This window comes from Chitinophaga sp. SYP-B3965, from assembly GCF_009647655.1.
GTDB lineage: Bacteria > Bacteroidota > Bacteroidia > Chitinophagales > Chitinophagaceae > Chitinophaga.
Window position 1 is genome coordinate 1,063,512 of record NZ_WJFD01000001.1, and the last position, 18,954, is coordinate 1,082,465.

The window sequence follows — 18,954 nt, forward strand, 5'->3', positions numbered from 1 at the left end:
TTTCATTGGTTTGCAGTCTAAACTGGAACCACATGAATATTCGGATGATCCTCCTCTTTTTATTGCTGGCACAATATGGAAAAGCCCAGCAAAGTACTATTGTTGGAACGTATCAGTTTAACCTGAACCCGATGCGTACTTTTGGTGTGAAGGTAGAAAATGACACCCTGCGTTTTTTTGAGGACCCCAATCTTTTACGCGTAATGTATCCCCTTGGAAACAATAAATACAAAGTAGGTATTGTGAAACCGGAAGCGATCGTAGAATTTGTTCCCGGTAAAATGATCGTTAACCAGGGAGGCAAAGACTATGATTGTTTTAAAATCTGGGACGATCCAACGTTCCCCAAAGCCAAAAGGGCACCTAACCGGCAAAATGGATTTACCAGGGCAGATACTTTACGGGGCAAACTCTCTCCCCTGAGAAGCTGTTATGATGTTACTTATTATCACCTCACGGTAGAGGTACATCCTGCTACCCGTACCCTGGAGGGGAATTCCCTGATCCGTTTCAACACTGTAACACCCTTCCGTGAATTACAGGTAGATCTTTATGAGAACATGTCTATAGATAGCATCCTGTATAAAGGACAGCGCTTAGCTTACACCCGGGAATATGATGCTGTATTTATACAATTCCCTGCTGTGATCCCGCAGGGTAGTATAGATGAATTCAGGGTGTATTATCATGGCCGGCCACAGGAACCTGATCTCTCGGTATCCATGAATGGCGGCATGCTCTGGCGGAAGGATGAGAACGGAAAAACATTTGCACAGATCGTGATGCAGGGTTCTGGCGCCAGCGTTTGGTGGCCGAATAAAGACCATCTTTCAGATGAATCGGACAGTACACTGATCAGTGTGATCGTACCGGATGATGTGCAGAACATTTCCAACGGAAGATTACGCAATAAAGTGGCACTTCCCGGTAACAGAACGCTTACGGAATGGTTTGTGAGTTACCCTATTAATAATTATAACATCGTATTTAATATAGGAGACTATACACATTTCTCGGACACCTATGGGGATCTCACACTGGATTACTATTGTTTGCCCAACCACCTGGAGAATGCCCGCAAGCTCAGCGCCAAAGTGAAGCCTATGCTGGAACAGTTTGAAAAACACTTCGGTCCTTATCCTTTTCCACGGGATGGTTTTAAACTGATAGAAACGGTATACCCTATGGAACATCAAAGCTGTGTGGCGCTTGGTGGTTTCCAGGCGATGAATGGTGAACTGGAAAGGTTGATGTCGCACGAGGTAGCGCATGAGTGGTGGGGCAATAATGTTTCCATGAAAGACTTTGCAGATTTCTGGCTGCATGAAGCTTTTGCTACCTATGCGGAGAAGATAATGCTGGAATTCACAAAAGGGCACGAAGCAGCAGTAAAAGCATTAGAGCGGGAACCTGTGGATAATAAAGAACCCATGATCGGAGAATACGATGTGAACCATGTGCACTATAATCTGTATGATGTGTATTCCAAAGGTTGCCGCGTTATTCATACCCTGCGGAGTGTGCTGAATAATGATACTTTATTCTTTGATATCCTGCGCGGTATTCAAAAGGATTTCGCTTACCAGACGGTTACCACGCATGATGTGGAAACCTATATCAGCAAAAAGGCGGGCATTGATCTTTCCCCTTTCTTTGATCAGTATTTAAGAACGATACTGGTGCCTGAACTGGCTTATTACAAGAAAGGCGGCCAGTTGTATTATAAATGGAATAATACTATTCCGGGTTTTAAAATGCCGGTAAGGGTAACGGTGGATGGGCTGTATATATTCATTTATCCGACAGACAACTGGAGTACCATTGCCATAAAGAAGAAGGACATTAAAGTAGATACAGAGAATTTTTATGTAAAGGTGAAAGAAGAGAAGGCCCGGTAGATCCGGGCCTTCGGGTGCTTAGGGGATTATGCTTCTAACTATTGCGAAGAAATTCATTTAGTATAATGCCACCTCTTTGTTGTTCACGAAGAGGTTGGTTTTAATATTGGTCTTTTTGCCCTGGCTGGATGCGTCCCTTGCGGTTAGTTCCACGAAGTAATTGGTCTTGCCTTTCTTTGTATAAGCCAATTCCATACGTTTCTCTGATCCTTGCCCTGTGGCCACTACCTTGCCTGCATCATCTATCACCCGTACATCAAACTCGCGTGGGTTCACACCTTCCAGGATCACGCGGATGAGATCTTCCCTGGTGAAATCAGGCGGAGGGCAATAGGGGCAACCGGGAACAGGCCAGCGGAACCTGCATTTCCAATTCACCCAGTACAGATCTTTGAGCCTTTCGAGCAGTTGGCAAAAACGACCCATCGGATCAATTTCGCAAGGCGTGCATTTACCGGTGAGCACCCTGTTCATTTCCTGGTGGCAGGCCACACAGAAAGCATTCAGGTCACGCATGTGGCAGTTGTTCTGTGGGCGAAAGATGGCAAAGCGGTTATATCCGCCACCTTCCCACAAACCTGGTACACCGGCAGGTATGTCTGAAGTAGTAGGCAGGGGAGTGGCTGCATCTATGAATGAGCCCCATTTAATAGAGGCACGGTTTGTATTGATGGTGAGGTTCACTGCAGGGGGCTCTCCCAGGGCAGCATCATAAGTGCGGTTGTCATCAGAACTATCACACCTGTAACAATCATATTCATCAGCCAGTGCGGCTACTTTATGTCCTAATTCATGTGTGATGATCCCTTCAAAATTTAAAGCAATGGAAGAGAACACCAATCCACCGGCACAACCGCCCCATCCCGGGTCGTTCACCAATACAAATACGGCATCTGCGGCAGGCGCATAGTTACCGGCTTCATAACATTTTTCCGGTGTGTCGCTGGTGATGCATCTTTCTGCTTCACCGTGAGAGGTATCTCCATATCGGGTGTTCAATTCCGTATTCACGAAAGTGCCCTGGATGGGATGATCTGTACCGGATTGTGCAGATACCACATTTACCCGCCAGATATTGAAGGCGCACATCCTGCTGCCATAGGGTTGCAGATTCTGCAATGCCAGTACGGCCCTGTCTACCGCTGCATTAAAAGCATCCTGCTGTGCGGCGGTAAAACCATCACCAACAAATACAATATCGTATTTCGTTGCTACGGAGCCGTTATGTAACACGGCAGTATAATTGAGCAGGCCATTCTTCTGAATATTAACGGCGCCGCTTACACGAATGGATATGAGGATTAACAGCACGAATAATCCTTTAACAAGTGTTTTCATAATGAATACTTTTTAGGGTTAGTTATTAAAGGTTATTTCTGAGATCAGTTTGCGGGCGCTGCTGAAGTTGCCGGAAGTGATGCTCACCTTACTGTCCGGCTCATAAAACTTTATCGTGAGTTTTCCTTTTGCATTGGGGATGGTGATGGAAAAGAAGGAGGGCATGTGTTCATGCATCTCTTCCCGGTGTATCACTTTGGGGGCGGTGAATACTTCCATAGCGCCAGGGTGGGGTACGGTGCCGGTCATCACCAGTTCACCTTTTGCATCCAGTACATCAAAAGCCAGCATACGGCCTTCTGTGCCCAGGTATTGTTCTACAGGATTATTGGTGCCTTTGCTGGCCAGCACTTTAAATTCCTTCCCCTGCATGCTGAGTGCGATGGATTTGGCAGGGTTGTCCTGGATGGTGAAATCGGATTCACCCAGCAATTTCCCTTTCCGGGAAACGGACAGTTTTACTTTGCCGGAAGGTATATCGGGTACCATCACCGCAATGGCTCCCTGCGGGCCCTGACCGGATATAAAGGCCGCTTCTTTACCAAAGGTCATTTCCATGCCACTGGTGTCTACTTCTGTAGTGTCTGAGAATTGGAGAAGGATAATGTCTCCCGGAGAGGAGATGTCTTGTGAAACAGTAAAGGCCGTGGACTGCCCGGTTCTCCGGATGCAGGATACTGCAAAGAGCATCAGCATCACGGCGGTCAAACAAATAAATTGCTTCATAGAAATGTGATTTTGGGGTGTGATCTGTCTGCAAGTAACAGTTAAAATATCTTTTTAAGGTAGGTATTAATACGCTAAAAATAGTTGCCTTCGTCAAATAAATTAGTTGACAAAAACAACTAATTACTATATTTGTATTATGAACCAGTTCATTTCCAATATTAGAAAGTTCAACCGGTATTACACGAAGCAGCTGGGGTTGTTGCAGCAACATTTCTTAGATACGGACTATTCCCTAACGGATATCAGGGTGTTGTATGAAATAGATTTTAACGGGCAAACTACGGCTACCGGCATACGGGATGCTTTACAAATAGATGCTGGCTACCTCAGCAGGATCCTGCGCAGCTTTGAGAAAAAAGGGTTGATCATCAAACATCCTTTACCGGAAGACGGCCGCTCTTACTATTTGCAGTTAACCGCCCGTGGTAAGAAACTGATGAGCAGCCTGAATGAATTGTCCAATGAGCAGATCCGGGAAATGCTGAAAGACCTGGCACCTGCACAGCAGGAGAAGATCGCTCACGCTATGAGTATCCTGCGGTGTTTATTAAAAGCGCCGGATAGCACACCCACCATGGAAGATATCACTATCCGTCATGGCCTGCAGCCGGGGGACATTGGTGATATGATCCGTTTGCATGGTATCCTTTATGCGCAGGAATACCAGTACGATCTTGCATTTGAAACGTACGTTACACAAACCTTATATGAATTCATGCAAACCTATGATCCTGCGAGGGACAGGGTTTGGCTGGCTTCCTGTTATGGGGAGCTGATAGGTATGATAGCTATTATCGGAAAAGGGAAAGGTGTGGGGCAATTGCGCTGGTTCCTGTTACGGCCTGAATTCCGGGGCATGGGCCTGGGCAAAAAGCTCATGGGTGAGGCCATGGCTTTCTGCAGGGCACAAAATTTCAGGTCTGTTTACCTGCTCACCACGCATCAGCAAACTACAGCAGGCAGCATGTACATGAAAGCAGGTTTCGTAAAAACGGCTTCCACGCCACAAAGCATCTGGGGGCAGGACCTGTATGAAGAAAGATATGAACTGAAACTCCGTTAAAGATAACTGAGCCACCAGTAACTGTGTGTTCGCTTGTATTGTGAAAACCATTTGCAGGGCCTGTACAATACTGCCACCACAGCTATCCAGATGAGGTATACTATCCATAAGGGATAGCCAAATTGCGGTGGCCTGAATAAGAACGGGCTTTGTGGGTTTACGATCTCATTCATACCATATCCTGATGCAAAGAATAAGATCACCGTTAATGTATGGATGATATAAAAATGCAGGACATAATAGAAGAAAGGTACGCTGCCATATACTTTCGCGATACCTGCCAGCTTTCCGCGCGCATGTTCCAGAGCCGCCAGCAGCAATAATCCCGGACCTATGGTGATCAATGTGTACATCAGGGAGGGAGGATATTTTGTAATGTTCATGAAGGCGTAGATCGTTTTCAGAACTGTTGCTTGTGGTGCCCAGGTGCGTGGATCTCCATAGTTGTTGATCCCTCTTACCACAAAGAAAAGTGCGATCATCGTGAGCCCGGTAGTGATCAGTATTTTCCGGCGTTTTGCAACGGACACGTCCTGCAGGAATAACCTGCCCAATCCATACCCCATGAACAGGATACCTATCCATGGTATAAAAGGATAGAATACCATCACACCATGGCCAGGGAAGAGCTGGTAATAAGTGTAACGGGTATTGTGCGCAAATTCCATGAACGCACTCGGGCCTGCTTTATCCAGCAGGTTATGGCTGAGGGTGATGAATAACCCTATGCCCAATATAGCCTGCCAGGGCAGGAATACAAATACGGACAGGGCCAGGAAACTGATACCAATGGCCCAGATCACCTGCAAAACGATGAGGTTCATGAAAGGGTTAAAAGTGAAACCGAAAGATATCACAGTCACCTCTATGAATATTAACCATAAACCGCGCGTAAATAAGTATTTGCTGATCTCCGCTTTACTTTTTCTGCCATTCATAAGATGAACGGATAAGCCGGACAGGAACACAAAAAGCGGGGCACAGAAATGGGTGATCCATCGGGTGAAATAGAGTGCGGGATTAGTGGTTTGAAGGTCTAAGGGATCGCCGGTGATGGCAGATACGTGAAAGAAATCGCGTACATGGTCTAATGCCATAACGATCATTATAAGCCCCCGTAAAACATCAATGGAATAGATCCGATGCATGGCAAGATAAGTTGGTTGATAATATGGGATAGAATATGAAAATAAGTATATATATTGGATTCTGAACGACCAACAGTACTTTTAATCATCTCCTATGTAAAAAAGAAACGCCGCTGATCAGCGGCGTTTTATCATTTTAAGCATACTTCCTGAGCAACACTATCTGCCCCAGGTGGTAGGGCACATGTTGTAAAACGCCCTGTATATAGTAGTAAGCATTGTGCTGGGTATTGGGTACCGGGGTGAACAGCTTCTCCTCCGGGAAGTTCCGCACGGTTTCCACCATTTCTGTGATGGAATGTTCCAGGCGGCTTAAAGTAGCCTGCCAGTTATTTTCTCCGTGGTTTTCAGGGAAGTAAAAGTCCGGAAGGTCTCCGTCCTGTTCAGGGCTTTCACCATACAGTTTGCGGATCACATTCTTGTTCCACCAGATAAGATGGTTCACCAGTTCCCATATATTATGAGACTGGCCGATGCGTTTAGATGCCTGTTCTGCATCAACTTCCTGCAAATGTTCCATAACGGTCACCTCCAGCCAGGGCTGACCCTGGTAGATGTGTTGCAATGATTCAGATAATACGATGAGTGTGGACATGCTGTAAAGTTATAGATTCTTCCAATGATATGATTCCAACCTCCATTCAACAATTAGCAGGCCATTTTCGGCCATTTCCCTTATTTTTAATCAAATATCTACCACTTTATGGAGGAACAGCAATTGGAATTTAACAAGAATGAAGACCATATGCGCCGGTTGGTCAGCACCATGAAACAACGTTTGTCGGTGATTGAGCAGGGCGGGGGAAAGAAAAGCATTGAAAAGCTTCGCCAGCGTGGCAAAATGACCGTCCGCGAGCGTATTAACTACCTGATAGATAAGAACAGTCAATTTACAGAAATAGGGGCCTTTACGGCTTACGATATGTATGCAGAACATGGTGGCTGCCCGGCAGGGGGCACCGTGGCCGGATTAGGCTATGTGAGCGGCCGGCAATGTGTGATCGTAGCCAATGATATGACGGTGAAAGCAGGGGCCTGGTTCCCGCTCACCGGTAAAAAGAACCTCCGCCTGCAGGAAATAGCCATGGAAAATCACCTGCCGGTTATTTACCTGGTAGACAGTGCGGGTGTATACCTTCCTATGCAGGATGAAATATTCCCGGATAAAGAACACTTTGGAAGGATTTTTAGGAACAATGCCAAAATGAGTGCCATGGGTATCACGCAGATAGCCGCCGTGATGGGGAGTTGCGTGGCCGGCGGGGCTTACCTGCCCATTATGAGTGACGAAGTACTGATGGTAGAAGGCAACGGCTCTATTTTCCTGGCGGGCCCTTACCTCGTGAAAGCGGCCATCGGCGAAGAGGTTGATTCGGAAACATTAGGCGGCGCCGTTACACATACAGAGATCTCCGGTATTGCCGATTATAAGTTCAAAACAGAAGCAGCCTGCCTGGACCGGATCAAACAGATCATTTCCCGGTTGGGAAAACCTGCAGATGCAGGCTTTGATCATATAACACCTGTTGCACCACTAAAGTCTGCAGATGAATTGTACGGGATCATTCCGATGGACAGTACAAAATCCTACGATGTACATGAAGTGATCCAGCGTTTGGTAGATGGCTCTGTGTTTGATGAATACAAAGAAGATTACGGGAAAACCATCCTTTGCGGTTATGCCCGTATTGAAGGCTGGGCCGTAGGGATCGTAGCGAACCAGCGCAAAATGGTGAAGAGCAAAAAAGGGGAGATGCAAATGGGCGGCGTGATCTATAACGATAGCGCTGATAAGGCTGCACGTTTCATCATGAACTGTAATCAAAAGAAAATACCGCTGCTCTTCTTGCAGGATGTAACGGGCTTTATGGTGGGCAGCAGAAGTGAACATGCCGGTATCATTAAAGACGGCGCCAAACTGGTGAATGCAGTGGCCAATTCCGTAGTGCCCAAGATCACGGTGATCATTGGTAACTCTTATGGTGCGGGTAATTACGCCATGTGCGGAAAAGCATATGATCCGCGTTTCATCTTTGCATGGCCCAATGCAAAAATAGCGGTGATGGGTGGCGAACAGGCTGCTAAAACATTGTTGCAGATCCAGGTAGCTTCTCTCAAAGCAAAAGGCGAAGTGATCACACCGGAAGCAGAAGAAAAATTACTGAAGGATATTACAGACAAATACTACGCGCAAACCACACCTTATTATGCGGCAGCCAGGTTATGGGTAGATGAGATCATTGAGCCGGTGCATACCAGGAAGATAGTGGCAGAATGCCTGAAAGCCTGTAACCATGCACCTGTTGAGGAGATGTTCCGTACAGGGGTGATACAGGTGTAAGGGAGAATTACTACATTTGCTCCCTTAAAACTACGCATTGACGACTCAGCAGATTATTATTTATACAGATGGCGCTGCCCGCGGAAACCCCGGCCGGGGCGGTTATGGTATTGTACTGCTGTCCGGCGGTCACAGGAAAGAACTGTCGCAAGGTTATAGAATGACCACGAATAACCGCATGGAATTACTGGGGGTGATCGTTGCATTGGAAGCTTTGAAAAAAGATGGGCATGCTGTTACGATCTATACCGATAGCCAGTATATCTGTAATTCTGTTGAAAAGGGCTGGTTGTGGAACTGGGTAAAAACTGGTTTCAAGGATAAAAAGAACCGCGATCTCTGGGAACGTTTCATTCCTGCCTATAAAAGACAAAAAGTAAAATTCCAGTGGGTGAAAGGCCATGCCTCCAACCCTGAAAATAACCGTTGTGATGAGTTAGCCACCGCTGCTGCTGATGGCGGTGGTTTACTGACAGATGAAGGATATGAACAGGGGGCATAGTATTTTTTTCAATAAATATTTGTAATTTGCTATTCAATCTCTAAGCAAGATTCTTCCTTTTTGAACCGTTAAGCACTATTTTTCATTATTTGAAATTTGTGCATGCCTCAACTCTTTCCTGTGGAGGTCATCGAGCATTCAACCTTTACGTGGTTACCCCGCGTGCAGGTAAGAACGCAGCTGATCTATACAACGGTTCTCTTAGCAGTGCTGATCAGCCTGCTTGCATTACCTTTCATTAAAGTAGATGTTTCTGTTAAATCCGGTGGGATTGTGCGCCCCATTACGGAAAAGAATGAACTGCGCAGCCTTGTTGCCGGCACCATCGAAGAGGTGATGGCTACAGAAGGGCAGCACGTGCAGAAAGGCCAGCTCATCCTTCGCCTGCAGCAGGATATCAGCAACAGCAAACTGATGCAGAATTCCTTTGAACTGAAACAAAGGCAATCCTATGTAAATGACCTCGCCCGCCTGGCTTCCGGTGGTGGCGGCGGCGGATTACAATCTCCCCTTTATCAGCAGCAATACTCCCGTTTTATGTCCACGCTCAGCGAGCAGCAGGGTACTATGCGCAAGCTGCAAAGTGATCTGGACATGTATAAGAAGCTCTATGCAGATAAAGTGATCGCAGAGAAAGAACTGCGCGATAAACAATATGAATATGATAAAAGCGCAGCGATGTACCGCTCTGCTGTTCAGCAGCAACGCAGTGCCTGGCAGGAAGAACTGAGCCGGTACAGATCAGAAAGCAACAGCCTGCAGGCAGATGCTGCACAGCTGGAAAAACAAAAGGAATGGAACCTGATCAAAGCGCCCGTAAGTGGTACGTTGCAACAATTCAGCGGAAGATATGCCGGTGGTTATATACAGATAGGAGAACTGATGGGCATCATCTCTCCTGATTCCAACCTGGTGGCAGAATGCCTTGTTTCTCCCAAAGATATCGGATACCTCAAACCCGGCATGCCCGTTAAGTTCCAGGTAGATGCTTTTAACTATAATGAATGGGGCGTGGTGGAAGGTACCGTGCAATCTGTAGACAATGATTTCACGCTCGTGGATAATCAACCCATCTTTAAAGTAAGATGCCAGTTTGCCAATACAGAAGTACGCACGGCCAGTGGTGTAAAAGGCAAACTGAAAAAAGGGATGACACTACAGGCCCGCTTCATTCTTACACAACGCAGCTTGTTTCAGCTCCTCTATGATAAAACCGATGATTGGATGAATCCGAATTCGATCGGAAAAAAATAAACCATGTCCGCTATACGTCTAAAAAATAATACCCGTGTCCGCCAGCGCGATATCAGTGATTGTGGTGCCGCCTGCCTTGCTTCCATTGCAGCACACTACCAGTTGCAGTTACCTGTTGCCCGCATCCGCCAGTTAGCTGCCACGGATAGTAAAGGCACCAACGTACTGGGCGTCATTGAAGCTGCTAATAAACTGGGCTTTGAAGCCAAAGGTGTGAAAGGCCCCTGGGAAGCACTCTTTAATATTCCCAAACCTGCCATAGCGCATGTGGTGGTAAAAGAAAAGCTACATCACTTTGTTGTTATCTATAAAGTGACTAAAACGCATGTGGTAGTGATGGACCCGGCAGACGGGCTGTTCCATAAATTAACACACGATGCTTTCAAAGCCATCTGGACGAATGTGCTCATTCTCCTCATGCCCCGGGAAGACTTTAAAGCAGGTAACGAAAAGATCTCTCACCTGCAACGTTTCTGGTATTTATTAAAACCGCATAAAAGCGTTGTGTTACAGGCGCTCTTTGGCGCCATTGTTTATACGATCCTTGGCCTCTCTACTTCCATCTATGTACAAAAAATAATAGACAATGTTCTGGTGGAAGGCAATAAGAACTTATTGAACCTGCTGGGTAGCATCATGATCCTGATCCTGCTACTGCAATTATTCATCGGGCAGCTGAAAAGTGTATTTGCTTTAAAAACAGGTCAGCAGATAGATGCGCGGCTGATCCTCGGTTACTATAAACACCTGTTGCGGCTGCCGCAGCAATTCTTTGATACCATGCGCGTGGGAGAGATCACTTCCCGCATCAGCGATGCCGTGAAGATCCGTGTATTCATCAACGATATAGCGATCGGGCTCGTTGTAAATGTATTCATCGTGATCTTCTCTTTCTGCCTCATGTTCACCTATTACTGGAAGCTGGCCATCATCATGCTCGCTATCCTTCCTGTTTATGGGATCATTTACTGGATCAGTAATGAGGTGAATAAAAAGATGCAGCGGAAGCTGATGGAAGAAAATGCAGAACTGGGCAGCCAGCTGGTGGAATCCCTGAACTCTGTAGCTACCATCAAACGTTTTGGCCTGGAAGATTATGCGAATATGAAAACGGAGAACCGTTTCGTGAAACTCCTGAAAACGATCTTTTCCTCTTCTGTTACCAACCTGTACATTGGTAATGCAGGTGGTTTCATTACCAGTGCATTTGTAGTGATCCTCTTATGGGCAGGTTCCTATTTTGTGATGGAAAGGCAATTAAGCCCCGGGGAACTGCTCAGCTTTTATGCATTGATCGGTTACTTCACCGGTCCGGCTATGAGCCTCATTGGCGCTAACAGGAGTATGCAGGATGCCCTTATAGCAGCAGACCGTTTGTTTGAGATCATGGACCTGGAGCAGGAGGAATCCGGCAATAAAGTAACGCTCACACCGGAACTGGTAGGAGATGTGGTGTTCCAGAATGTATCCTTCCGGTATGGTACGCGGGTGGAAGTGTTCCGGCAGTTTAATATGCATATCAAGAAAGGGAAAATAACAGCGATAGTGGGAGAGAGCGGGTCCGGGAAATCTACCCTGATGGCCCTGATGCAAAACCTGTATCCTTTGCAGGAAGGAAGCATCCTCATTGGCAAAATGGATATCCGCTACATTGATAATGATAGCCTGCGTAAACGCGTGAGCGTAGTGCCGCAGCAGATCGATCTCTTTGCAGGTACGGTAATGGAAAACATTGCTGTGGGAGAAGTGGAGCCTGATATGCAACGTGTGCTGCAGATCGCCACGCAATTAGGGATCATCCAGTTCATTGAAAAATTACCGGATGGTTTTAATACCATGCTGGGTGAACATGGTGTAAACCTTTCCGGTGGCCAGCGGCAACGGGTAGCCATTGCACGTGCATTGTACCGGAACCCGGAAATACTGATCCTGGATGAAGCTACTTCTTCCCTGGATTCTGTATCAGATCAATATGTGCAGGATGTGATGCAGCTGTTGCGGGATGAAGGCAAAACTATTATTGTAATAGCACACCGTTTAAGTACGGTGATGAATGCAGATAAAATTGTTGTGTTGCAGGAAGGTGTGATGGCAGAAGAAGGCACGCATAGCCAGTTGTTGCAGAATAACGCGATCTACTCCAGATTGTGGCAGCATCATCAGGCAATACCACTTTAGGTTTTCCAATGGTTTTTCATGGAATATATGCAGAGCCGCTCTTTCCAGAGCGGCTTTTCCTTATGCTTAGTGAAAAGTAATAAAATAATTACGTTTTTGTTTGTTAATAGTAATAAATTTAGTACCTTTAAATTGTTAATCCAATGAAATGTTCGGAATTAAAGAGGCTGCTCAGCAGGGCAGGATGGTTTGTTATCCGCAGGGCGAAAGGAAGCCACTCTATTTTAGGTCACCCGGATAGGCCGGATGAAGAAATCACTTTTGCAGATCATGGAAGTGCAGAAGTTTCTAAAAAAGTAGAACAGAAAATTTTAAAACAAATGGGGCTGAAATAATGCCCATTGTAAAAAAAGAACTTATGAAAAAGATGGTATTTATTGTTGAAAAAACGGGTACGGGTTTTTCTGCTTTTGCAGAAGAAGATCGATATCCCATCTTTACAACCGGCAAAAATATGGCCGAGATAAGAAAGAACGTCATGGAGGCCACAAACCTCTGGATGGAGCACAAAGGATTAAAAGAAGTTACAGAAAAAGATGTTATCATTCGTCTTGATCTGGCGCAATTCTTTGAGTATTATAAAGTGATCAATGCTTCTGCACTCGCGGAACGGATCGGCATCAGCCAATCTTTGCTTTCACAATATGCTAACCGTATTAAGGTGCCTTCTGAAAAACAGGTGAACAGGATATTGACGGGGATAAGGGATCTGGGGAAGGAGTTTATGCATCTTGAATTAGTATAAACAAACAGGGCGGATCATTCGATCCGCCCTGTTCAATTTTATTCTGCAACAAACGTCAATAACACAGTGCCATCCTGGCTCAACGTTAATACGCCGTCTTTAATACTCCATTTGTTTGCTTTATTCAGTAACTCCAGATACCTGCTCTCTACATTCAAACCGGGGCAGGCCATTTTGGTGGACGCTAAAGGAGAGAATGCTATTTTATCCGGCGCTGTTAATGTATACCCACCGGAATACCTGTTACAGCTCCCGTTACCGGAAACCCTGTTCTGTGCCTGATCAAACGCAATGGTGGGGCTATGTTCGGCGCCAGTGGTATCAAACCCTGTTGCACGCCAGGATTTAAACAGATCGGCTTCATTAGAGCCATTGCTCTTCTGAGAGGATGCGCAACTGACCATAAATAACATGATGGCTGCTGCCAGCCAGGCTGAGAGGTGCTTCTTCATTGTGAGAGGTTTTATCGTTTATAACACTCAAAAAGAAGAATGGTTAATAACGACTGTAAAAACCCTGCAGGTCACTGGCCAGCCGGTCGTAAATAGGGCGTGTGAGTTCTGCAAACAAGTCCTGCGGGGAAGGGGGGAGAATGTCCCTGCCACCTATCAGGCGTTTGTCCTCATTACTTAAAGCACGTTCATCTCCACGATAGGTACCGAACTGGTTTTGCCAGGTGTAGGAACCGGGCACCCTGTCCTGCCGCAATAATTTATTATTGGTAACGTCTGTGATGCGGTAATCCAGGTAACCGCTGGAGGCTAAGGTTTTATTAGTAATGAAGAGTGTAGCCTTCACAGTTATATCCACATAGATCGGTTTACCGGTGGAATCTTTTTGATTGCTGGGTACGCTGATCACTTTGGAAACTTCCCGTTGGGAACGGTTCACATAGGTCTGGCCTACCACGAAATCATTAAAACGCATTTCCAGGTATTGATCCGGCTGAAAATCCTTTTGGTTGCGAACATAACGTTCGTCATAGAACTTCACGAAGTTATTGATCTGGCGTTGTTCCAGCTGGCGCGTTACGGCATCGCGGAACTGATCTGCGGTGAACTGGAAATAAGAAGAGCTGATGGCAATTTCACTGATCACTACGTGTACGAGGCCCCTTTGATAAGCCTCGTTCCTCAGTTCTGCGGCGTTCTTGTAATTGGCACTGAGCTGAAGGGAGGCAGTGAATTCATCGTAAGCTTCGCGGGCGCTTTGTTTATCTCCCATGTCCAGCAGCTGCACGGCTCTTTCATAACGGGCTTCAGCGGCATTTTCCAATGCGCCGGCCAGTGCGGAAGAGTAGTCTTTCGGTTTTACGATGGCGCTGGCAGCGGGAGCGGAGCGGATCACATTATACAGGCGCTGCATGGAATTGTACTCATTACGTACGGATTCCCATTTGAGATCATTATTAGAAGCCAGGGCTTGTTTGGCACGGCCTTCATGGTATTCCATGGCGGCGGCGTAAGCCTGGGGCAATAATTGAAGGGAAGTGGCATCAGCCGGGCGGCGTTGGAGCTTTTTTACGAAAGCTTCCACGGCGGCGTCATAGCGGCCCTGGTTGAAGAGCTTTTCACCGGATTTACAGGAAAAAAGGACCATAGCGAGGAAAACAGGCAGGTAACGGAGATAGGTATTCATATAGCTGTTGTTTACAATCAGGATAAGGCAAATGATGGGCCAGAATCCGGATTGAATTTTTCAGAGGAATAACACATTGAGAATTATCATTGTTTTAACAATGGCGCCTATATTTTATAATTACGGCGTAATTCCCGGTCTACTTCACGTGATTTGATGGAATCTCTCTTATCATGCAGTTTTTTACCTTTGCCGAGGCCCACTTCCATCTTGGCAATACCTTTTTCGGTCAGGAAAATACGGAGGGGAACGATAGTATAACCACGTTCCTGCATTCTCTTCTCGATCTTCTTTAGTTCTTTTCGTTGTAACAATAATTTGCGTTCACGCACGGGGTCATGGTTTGCATAGGATCCGTGGGAGTATTCGGCAATGTGCATGCTTTTCACAAACAGTTCTCCTTTAGTGAAATAGCAGAAACTATCGTTAAAGCTTACTTTACCCTCCCGGATGGATTTGATCTCCGTACCGGTCAATACCATGCCGGCGATATATTTATCTTCTATCGCAAATTCAAAATAAGCCGATCTGTTCTTTAATTCTGCCATGATACCAGGTGTTCTGTCCAGCCGTAATTGAGCCGGCTGGGCAGAACGGGTTCTTAATTCTTAAAAAGCTGCAGCAGCGTAGTCAATTTATTCTTCAGTTCTTTACGATCCTGGATAAAATCGAGGAATCCGTGTTCCAACAGGAACTCGGCGCTCTGGAAGCCTTCGGGGAGGTCTTTTTTAATTGTTTCTTTGATGATACGCGGTCCGGCAAATCCGATGAGGGCGCCTGGTTCCGCTGTATTGATATCCCCCAGCATAGCATAAGAGGCTGTTACGCCGCCGGTGGTGGGGTCTGTCATTAATGAAATATAAGGGAGGCGTGCGGCGGCCAGCTGTGTGAGCTTGGCAGACGTTTTGGCCATTTGCATCAGGGAAAAGGCACTTTCCATCATCCGGGCACCGCCTGATTTGGAAATGATCATCAGCGGTAACTTGTTGGCGATGCAATAATCGATGCTCCGGGCGATCTTTTCTCCTACCACAGAGCCCATAGAGCCCCCGATGAAGTTAAAATCCATACAGGCCACTACCAAACCGTTGCCATTTACGTGGCCGGTGCCTACGCGCATAGCATCTGAAAGTCCTGATTTCTTCTGTGCATCCTTCAGCCTTTCACCATAAGGTTTCAGATCGCTGAAGCCCAGCTGGTCCTTTGGATAGATGTTGCTGAATAATTCTTCAAAGGCGTTATTATCAAAAATGATCTCGAAATACTCAGGTGAATTGATACGGTTGTGAAAGTTGCATTTGTCGCATACGTACAAATGTTCTTTCAGGTCTTGCATAGTGGATGTTTTCTTACAGTTAGGACATTTGTGCCACAAACCTTCCGGTGCGTCCTTCTTTTCACTGGTAGTGGTGGAAATTCCTTGTTTAACTCGCTTAAACCAGCTCATACTAGCGTTTGAGATATAAAATTAGATAAAGAATAAGTGGTGCAAGATACGGATAAATTCAATTTTTCCGTAAATCAAAAGCCCCCCCGGGAAATCGGGAGGGCTTTTACGGCTATAATATGATTATTTATTGCGATTGATGCAATTCAGATCGGTGAAAGCTTCTTCGAGGCGGCTCACGAAAGTTTCCTCGCCTTTACGCAGCCATACGCGCGGATCGTAGTACTTTTTGTTAGGTTTGTTGGGCCCTTCAGGATTACCCAGCTGCGCCTGCAGGAAGGCTTCGTTCTTTTTGTAGTAACCCAGGATACCTTCCCAGAACGCCCATTGCATATCTGTGTCGATATTCATTTTGATCACACCGTAACCCAGGGTTTCGTTGATCTGGTTCTTGGGAGAACCGGAACCACCGTGGAACACGTAAAATACAGGTTTATTGGTAGGGGTGCCGAATTTTTGCTGGATGAAATCCTGGCTGTTCTTCAGGATCTCAGGGCGCAATTCAACGTTTCCGGGACTGTAAACACCGTGTACATTACCAAAAGCAGCAGCAATGGTAAAACGGGTACCTACCTGGGAGAGTTGCTCATAAGAATAAGCTACATCTTCCGGCTGGGTGTACAGGAGGGAGTTTTCCACGCCTGAGTTATCCACGCCATCTTCCTCACCACCGGTTACGCCCAGTTCTATCTCAATGCTCATACCCAGCTTGTTCATTCTTTCGAAGTAAGCTTTGGAGATCTCGATATTTTCATGGATCGGTTCTTCGGAAAGGTCCAGCATGTGAGAGCTGTAGAGGGGTTGACCGGTTTCTTTCTTAAAAGCTTCACCGGCAGTGAGCAAACCATCTATCCAGGGCAGCCACTTTTTAGCAGCATGGTCTGTATGCAGGATAACGGGTACGCCGTAGTATTTAGCTACTTCGTGTACGTGTCTTGCACCAGAGATACCTCCGGAGATATTGGCCTGCAATTTATCATTGGGCATTCCTTTACCGGCAAAGAATTGGGCGCCGCCATTGGAAAACTGGATAATCACCGGAGAATTCACCTTAGCTGCTGTTTCCAGTACGGCATTCACGGAGTTGGTGCCTACCACATTCACTGCGGGCATAGCAAATTCATTCTCTTTGGCATCATTGTAGAGCGCTTCCAGCTCTTCACCGAATAATACGCCGGCTTTGTACTTTCCCATATATGATCTTTTTCGTTTGATTTTTAAAGGAAAGCAAATATAGGAATTTCAGAATTTGCAATTTTGCAAGATTTGGCATTGCAACAAGGCAATATTTAGTTTTCTTGCAAAGATGGGGGCTGAGAGAGGGGATTAACAAACCCGGACTGTTTTTTAATACAGCCCGGGTAAAGAATTATTTAACAGTGAGTGTTGTACCGCTTATTGTTACTGTATATTTAGTAAGAGCAGTGGTGGTAGGGCCATTGGACACTGTACCATCAGGGTTGTATTTGCTGCCATGGCCACAGGCGCTGAGGCATTCTATCAAACCGCCGTTATAGCCTGATAAAGTACAGCCCATATGTGTGCAGGTGCTGGTTACGGCTGAAAAAGAAGCCGGTACATTTCCGGCAGCCAGGCGGATCAATACTACGCCGCCGCTGATAATGTAATCTCCTACGTTAGGGACCTGGGTGGCCAGGTTAACAGTGAGCTTGTCTGCTCCACCGCCACCGCCTCCGCCACCACCGGGAGGATTAGGTGCCGGATCGTCTCCTTTTCCACCACACGCAGCCAAACCGGCAGTACAGGCAATAGCAAGGGTGATGCCCATGTTGGACAAAAAGTCTCTTCTTTCCATAATTGAGTGATTTTTTGGACGCTTCGATTATCAGGTTAGTAATTGGATTTTCAGGATTATTACGAAGCGTAATTATTGAAGGTTGCCTGCTTCCAGTAATTTGCTGAAATAAGCAGGTGCATGTAATAATCTGCTGCCATACCAGGAAAACATTTCTCCATCTACAAGTTGTATCACTGCGTCTGGAAGATAAGCCTGTATTTCAGCGATGTGCTGTTCTTTAAAAGGATAAGGTTCGCTGGAGAGCAATACCAGGCGGCAGCCGCTGGCAGCTAACTGGGGAAGTGTAATGGAAGGATAACGGGGCAGGTCTTCAAACACATTCCTTAACCCGATGGTGCGGAGCATTTCATGAATGAAAGTATCACCGCCTGCAATCATCCATGGGTTGCGCCAGATAAAATAGGCAGTAGGAACGGCGGGTTGAAGGGTTGGTAAAAGATCAAAACGTTCTTTGATGGTAGCGGCTATTTTATTCGCAACATGATGTTTGCCAACGATGTGGCCGATGGATGTGATCATATCACAGGCGCCTTCCAGATCATGTATATCACTGATCCATACGGGGAATTGTGATGCGAGTGTTTCTATCTGTTCTTTGGTGTTCTCTTCTTTATTGGCAATGATAAGGTCCGGTTGCAGGGCGGCTATTTTATCCAGGTGTAATTGTTTGGTGCCGCCAATGCGGGTGATAGTACGGAACCATTCTTCCGGGTGCACACAGAATTTAGTGATGCCCACTACGTGAGCACCCAGGTCATATAATAATTCCGTTTGCGATGGCACCACCGAAATGATCCGTTGGGGAGGAGAGGTGATCTCTATCTCCCGGCCTAGTTGATCTGTATACAGCATGT

General features: G+C 46.2%; 19 protein-coding genes. 8 read left to right on the forward strand and 11 right to left on the reverse strand.

What is annotated here, in order from left to right:
- Positions 1-32 precede the first annotated feature (32 nt).
- On the forward strand, positions 33-1,898 hold the full coding sequence (locus tag GFS24_RS04125; RefSeq protein WP_153658299.1) for a M1 family metallopeptidase: 1,866 nt from the start codon (positions 33-35) through the stop codon (positions 1,896-1,898).
- A 57-nt stretch (positions 1,899-1,955) separates the two neighbouring features.
- On the opposite strand, the gene GFS24_RS04130 is transcribed toward GFS24_RS04125, so the two are convergent.
- Positions 1,956-3,236 carry a M64 family metallopeptidase gene (locus GFS24_RS04130; RefSeq protein WP_153658300.1) on the reverse strand — a complete coding sequence of 427 codons (1,281 nt, stop codon included), beginning with the start codon at positions 3,234-3,236 and terminating at the stop codon, positions 1,956-1,958.
- 18 nt (positions 3,237-3,254) lie between these two features.
- Positions 3,255-3,962, reverse strand: a complete 708-nt coding sequence (locus GFS24_RS04135) for a hypothetical protein (RefSeq protein ID WP_153658301.1) — start codon at positions 3,960-3,962, stop codon at positions 3,255-3,257.
- A 139-nt stretch (positions 3,963-4,101) separates the two neighbouring features.
- On the opposite strand from GFS24_RS04135, the gene GFS24_RS04140 reads away from it, so the two are divergent.
- Positions 4,102-5,028, forward strand: a complete 927-nt coding sequence (locus GFS24_RS04140; RefSeq protein WP_153658302.1) for a bifunctional helix-turn-helix transcriptional regulator/GNAT family N-acetyltransferase — start codon at positions 4,102-4,104, stop codon at positions 5,026-5,028.
- Here the strand turns inward: GFS24_RS04140 and GFS24_RS04145 are convergent.
- Positions 5,025-6,176 carry a DUF1624 domain-containing protein gene (locus tag GFS24_RS04145; protein WP_153658303.1) on the reverse strand — a complete coding sequence of 384 codons (1,152 nt, stop codon included), beginning with the start codon at positions 6,174-6,176 and terminating at the stop codon, positions 5,025-5,027. The genes GFS24_RS04140 and GFS24_RS04145 overlap by 4 nt on opposite strands.
- 136 nt (positions 6,177-6,312) lie before the next feature.
- Positions 6,313-6,771, reverse strand: coding sequence for a DinB family protein (locus GFS24_RS04150; RefSeq protein ID WP_153658304.1), 459 nt, complete (start codon positions 6,769-6,771; stop codon positions 6,313-6,315).
- Positions 6,772-6,879: 108 nt separating this feature from the next.
- Between GFS24_RS04150 and GFS24_RS04155 the strand changes: the two genes are divergently transcribed.
- From GFS24_RS04155 to GFS24_RS04180, 6 genes are all read left to right on the forward strand, one after another.
- Positions 6,880-8,517 (forward strand): acyl-CoA carboxylase subunit beta, encoded by a 1,638-nt coding sequence (locus GFS24_RS04155; protein ID WP_153658305.1) that lies wholly within the window; start codon positions 6,880-6,882, stop codon positions 8,515-8,517.
- Between the two features lie 37 nt (positions 8,518-8,554).
- Positions 8,555-9,019, forward strand: coding sequence for a ribonuclease HI (rnhA, locus tag GFS24_RS04160; protein WP_153658306.1), 465 nt, complete (start codon positions 8,555-8,557; stop codon positions 9,017-9,019).
- A 102-nt stretch (positions 9,020-9,121) separates the two neighbouring features.
- Positions 9,122-10,273 carry an HlyD family secretion protein gene (locus GFS24_RS04165; protein WP_153658307.1) on the forward strand — a complete coding sequence of 384 codons (1,152 nt, stop codon included), beginning with the start codon at positions 9,122-9,124 and terminating at the stop codon, positions 10,271-10,273.
- A 3-nt stretch (positions 10,274-10,276) separates the two neighbouring features.
- The gene (locus GFS24_RS04170; RefSeq protein ID WP_153658308.1) at positions 10,277-12,451 is read left to right on the forward strand and encodes a peptidase domain-containing ABC transporter; all 2,175 of its coding nucleotides are present in this window, start codon (positions 10,277-10,279) and stop codon (positions 12,449-12,451) included.
- Positions 12,452-12,594: 143 nt separating this feature from the next.
- Positions 12,595-12,786, forward strand: a complete 192-nt coding sequence (locus tag GFS24_RS04175; protein WP_153658309.1) for a type II toxin-antitoxin system HicA family toxin — start codon at positions 12,595-12,597, stop codon at positions 12,784-12,786.
- Positions 12,787-12,809: 23 nt separating this feature from the next.
- Complete coding sequence (locus GFS24_RS04180; RefSeq protein WP_153658310.1) at positions 12,810-13,196, forward strand: helix-turn-helix domain-containing protein; 387 nt, start codon at positions 12,810-12,812, stop codon at positions 13,194-13,196.
- Positions 13,197-13,234: 38 nt separating this feature from the next.
- On the opposite strand, the gene GFS24_RS04185 is transcribed toward GFS24_RS04180, so the two are convergent.
- The 7 genes from GFS24_RS04185 to GFS24_RS04215 all read right to left on the reverse strand — a co-directional run bounded on the left by GFS24_RS04185 (position 13,235) and on the right by GFS24_RS04215 (position 18,952).
- Positions 13,235-13,648 carry an META domain-containing protein gene (locus GFS24_RS04185; RefSeq protein WP_153658311.1) on the reverse strand — a complete coding sequence of 138 codons (414 nt, stop codon included), beginning with the start codon at positions 13,646-13,648 and terminating at the stop codon, positions 13,235-13,237.
- A 43-nt stretch (positions 13,649-13,691) separates the two neighbouring features.
- Positions 13,692-14,834 (reverse strand): hypothetical protein, encoded by a 1,143-nt coding sequence (locus GFS24_RS04190; RefSeq protein WP_153658312.1) that lies wholly within the window; start codon positions 14,832-14,834, stop codon positions 13,692-13,694.
- 107 nt (positions 14,835-14,941) lie between these two features.
- Positions 14,942-15,382 carry an SsrA-binding protein gene (gene smpB / locus GFS24_RS04195; RefSeq protein WP_153658313.1) on the reverse strand — a complete coding sequence of 147 codons (441 nt, stop codon included), beginning with the start codon at positions 15,380-15,382 and terminating at the stop codon, positions 14,942-14,944.
- A 53-nt stretch (positions 15,383-15,435) separates the two neighbouring features.
- The gene (accD, locus tag GFS24_RS04200) at positions 15,436-16,281 is read right to left on the reverse strand and encodes an acetyl-CoA carboxylase, carboxyltransferase subunit beta (protein WP_153658314.1); all 846 of its coding nucleotides are present in this window, start codon (positions 16,279-16,281) and stop codon (positions 15,436-15,438) included.
- 123 nt (positions 16,282-16,404) lie between these two features.
- A complete protein-coding gene (gene fbaA / locus GFS24_RS04205) occupies positions 16,405-17,475 on the reverse strand; it encodes a class II fructose-bisphosphate aldolase (RefSeq protein ID WP_153658315.1) in 1,071 nt (356 codons plus the stop codon).
- A 175-nt stretch (positions 17,476-17,650) separates the two neighbouring features.
- A complete protein-coding gene (locus tag GFS24_RS04210; protein ID WP_153658316.1) occupies positions 17,651-18,097 on the reverse strand; it encodes a ubiquinol-cytochrome c reductase iron-sulfur subunit in 447 nt (148 codons plus the stop codon).
- A 72-nt stretch (positions 18,098-18,169) separates the two neighbouring features.
- Positions 18,170-18,952: an ABC transporter substrate-binding protein gene (locus GFS24_RS04215; RefSeq protein ID WP_153658317.1), complete on the reverse strand. Its 783-nt coding sequence runs from the start codon at positions 18,950-18,952 to the stop codon at positions 18,170-18,172.
- Positions 18,953-18,954 lie beyond the last annotated feature (2 nt).

Excerpts from the sequence above, each read along its gene's own strand:
- GFS24_RS04125 (WP_153658299.1), top strand. The coding sequence starts at position 33 with ATGAATATTCGGATGATCCTCCTCTTTTTATTGCTGGCACAATATGGA.
- GFS24_RS04130 (WP_153658300.1), bottom strand. The coding sequence starts at position 3,236 with ATGAAAACACTTGTTAAAGGATTATTCGTGCTGTTAATCCTCATATCC.
- GFS24_RS04135 (WP_153658301.1), bottom strand. The coding sequence starts at position 3,962 with ATGAAGCAATTTATTTGTTTGACCGCCGTGATGCTGATGCTCTTTGCA.
- GFS24_RS04140 (WP_153658302.1), top strand. The coding sequence starts at position 4,102 with ATGAACCAGTTCATTTCCAATATTAGAAAGTTCAACCGGTATTACACG.
- GFS24_RS04145 (WP_153658303.1), bottom strand. The coding sequence starts at position 6,176 with ATGCATCGGATCTATTCCATTGATGTTTTACGGGGGCTTATAATGATC.
- GFS24_RS04150 (WP_153658304.1), bottom strand. The coding sequence starts at position 6,771 with ATGTCCACACTCATCGTATTATCTGAATCATTGCAACACATCTACCAG.
- GFS24_RS04155 (WP_153658305.1), top strand. The coding sequence starts at position 6,880 with ATGGAGGAACAGCAATTGGAATTTAACAAGAATGAAGACCATATGCGC.
- GFS24_RS04165 (WP_153658307.1), top strand. The coding sequence starts at position 9,122 with ATGCCTCAACTCTTTCCTGTGGAGGTCATCGAGCATTCAACCTTTACG.
- GFS24_RS04170 (WP_153658308.1), top strand. The coding sequence starts at position 10,277 with ATGTCCGCTATACGTCTAAAAAATAATACCCGTGTCCGCCAGCGCGAT.
- GFS24_RS04175 (WP_153658309.1), top strand. The coding sequence starts at position 12,595 with ATGAAATGTTCGGAATTAAAGAGGCTGCTCAGCAGGGCAGGATGGTTT.
- GFS24_RS04180 (WP_153658310.1), top strand. The coding sequence starts at position 12,810 with ATGAAAAAGATGGTATTTATTGTTGAAAAAACGGGTACGGGTTTTTCT.
- GFS24_RS04185 (WP_153658311.1), bottom strand. The coding sequence starts at position 13,648 with ATGAAGAAGCACCTCTCAGCCTGGCTGGCAGCAGCCATCATGTTATTT.
- GFS24_RS04190 (WP_153658312.1), bottom strand. The coding sequence starts at position 14,834 with ATGAATACCTATCTCCGTTACCTGCCTGTTTTCCTCGCTATGGTCCTT.
- smpB (WP_153658313.1), bottom strand. The coding sequence starts at position 15,382 with ATGGCAGAATTAAAGAACAGATCGGCTTATTTTGAATTTGCGATAGAA.
- accD (WP_153658314.1), bottom strand. The coding sequence starts at position 16,281 with ATGAGCTGGTTTAAGCGAGTTAAACAAGGAATTTCCACCACTACCAGT.
- fbaA (WP_153658315.1), bottom strand. The coding sequence starts at position 17,475 with ATGGGAAAGTACAAAGCCGGCGTATTATTCGGTGAAGAGCTGGAAGCG.
- GFS24_RS04210 (WP_153658316.1), bottom strand. The coding sequence starts at position 18,097 with ATGGAAAGAAGAGACTTTTTGTCCAACATGGGCATCACCCTTGCTATT.
- GFS24_RS04215 (WP_153658317.1), bottom strand. The coding sequence starts at position 18,952 with ATGCTGTATACAGATCAACTAGGCCGGGAGATAGAGATCACCTCTCCT.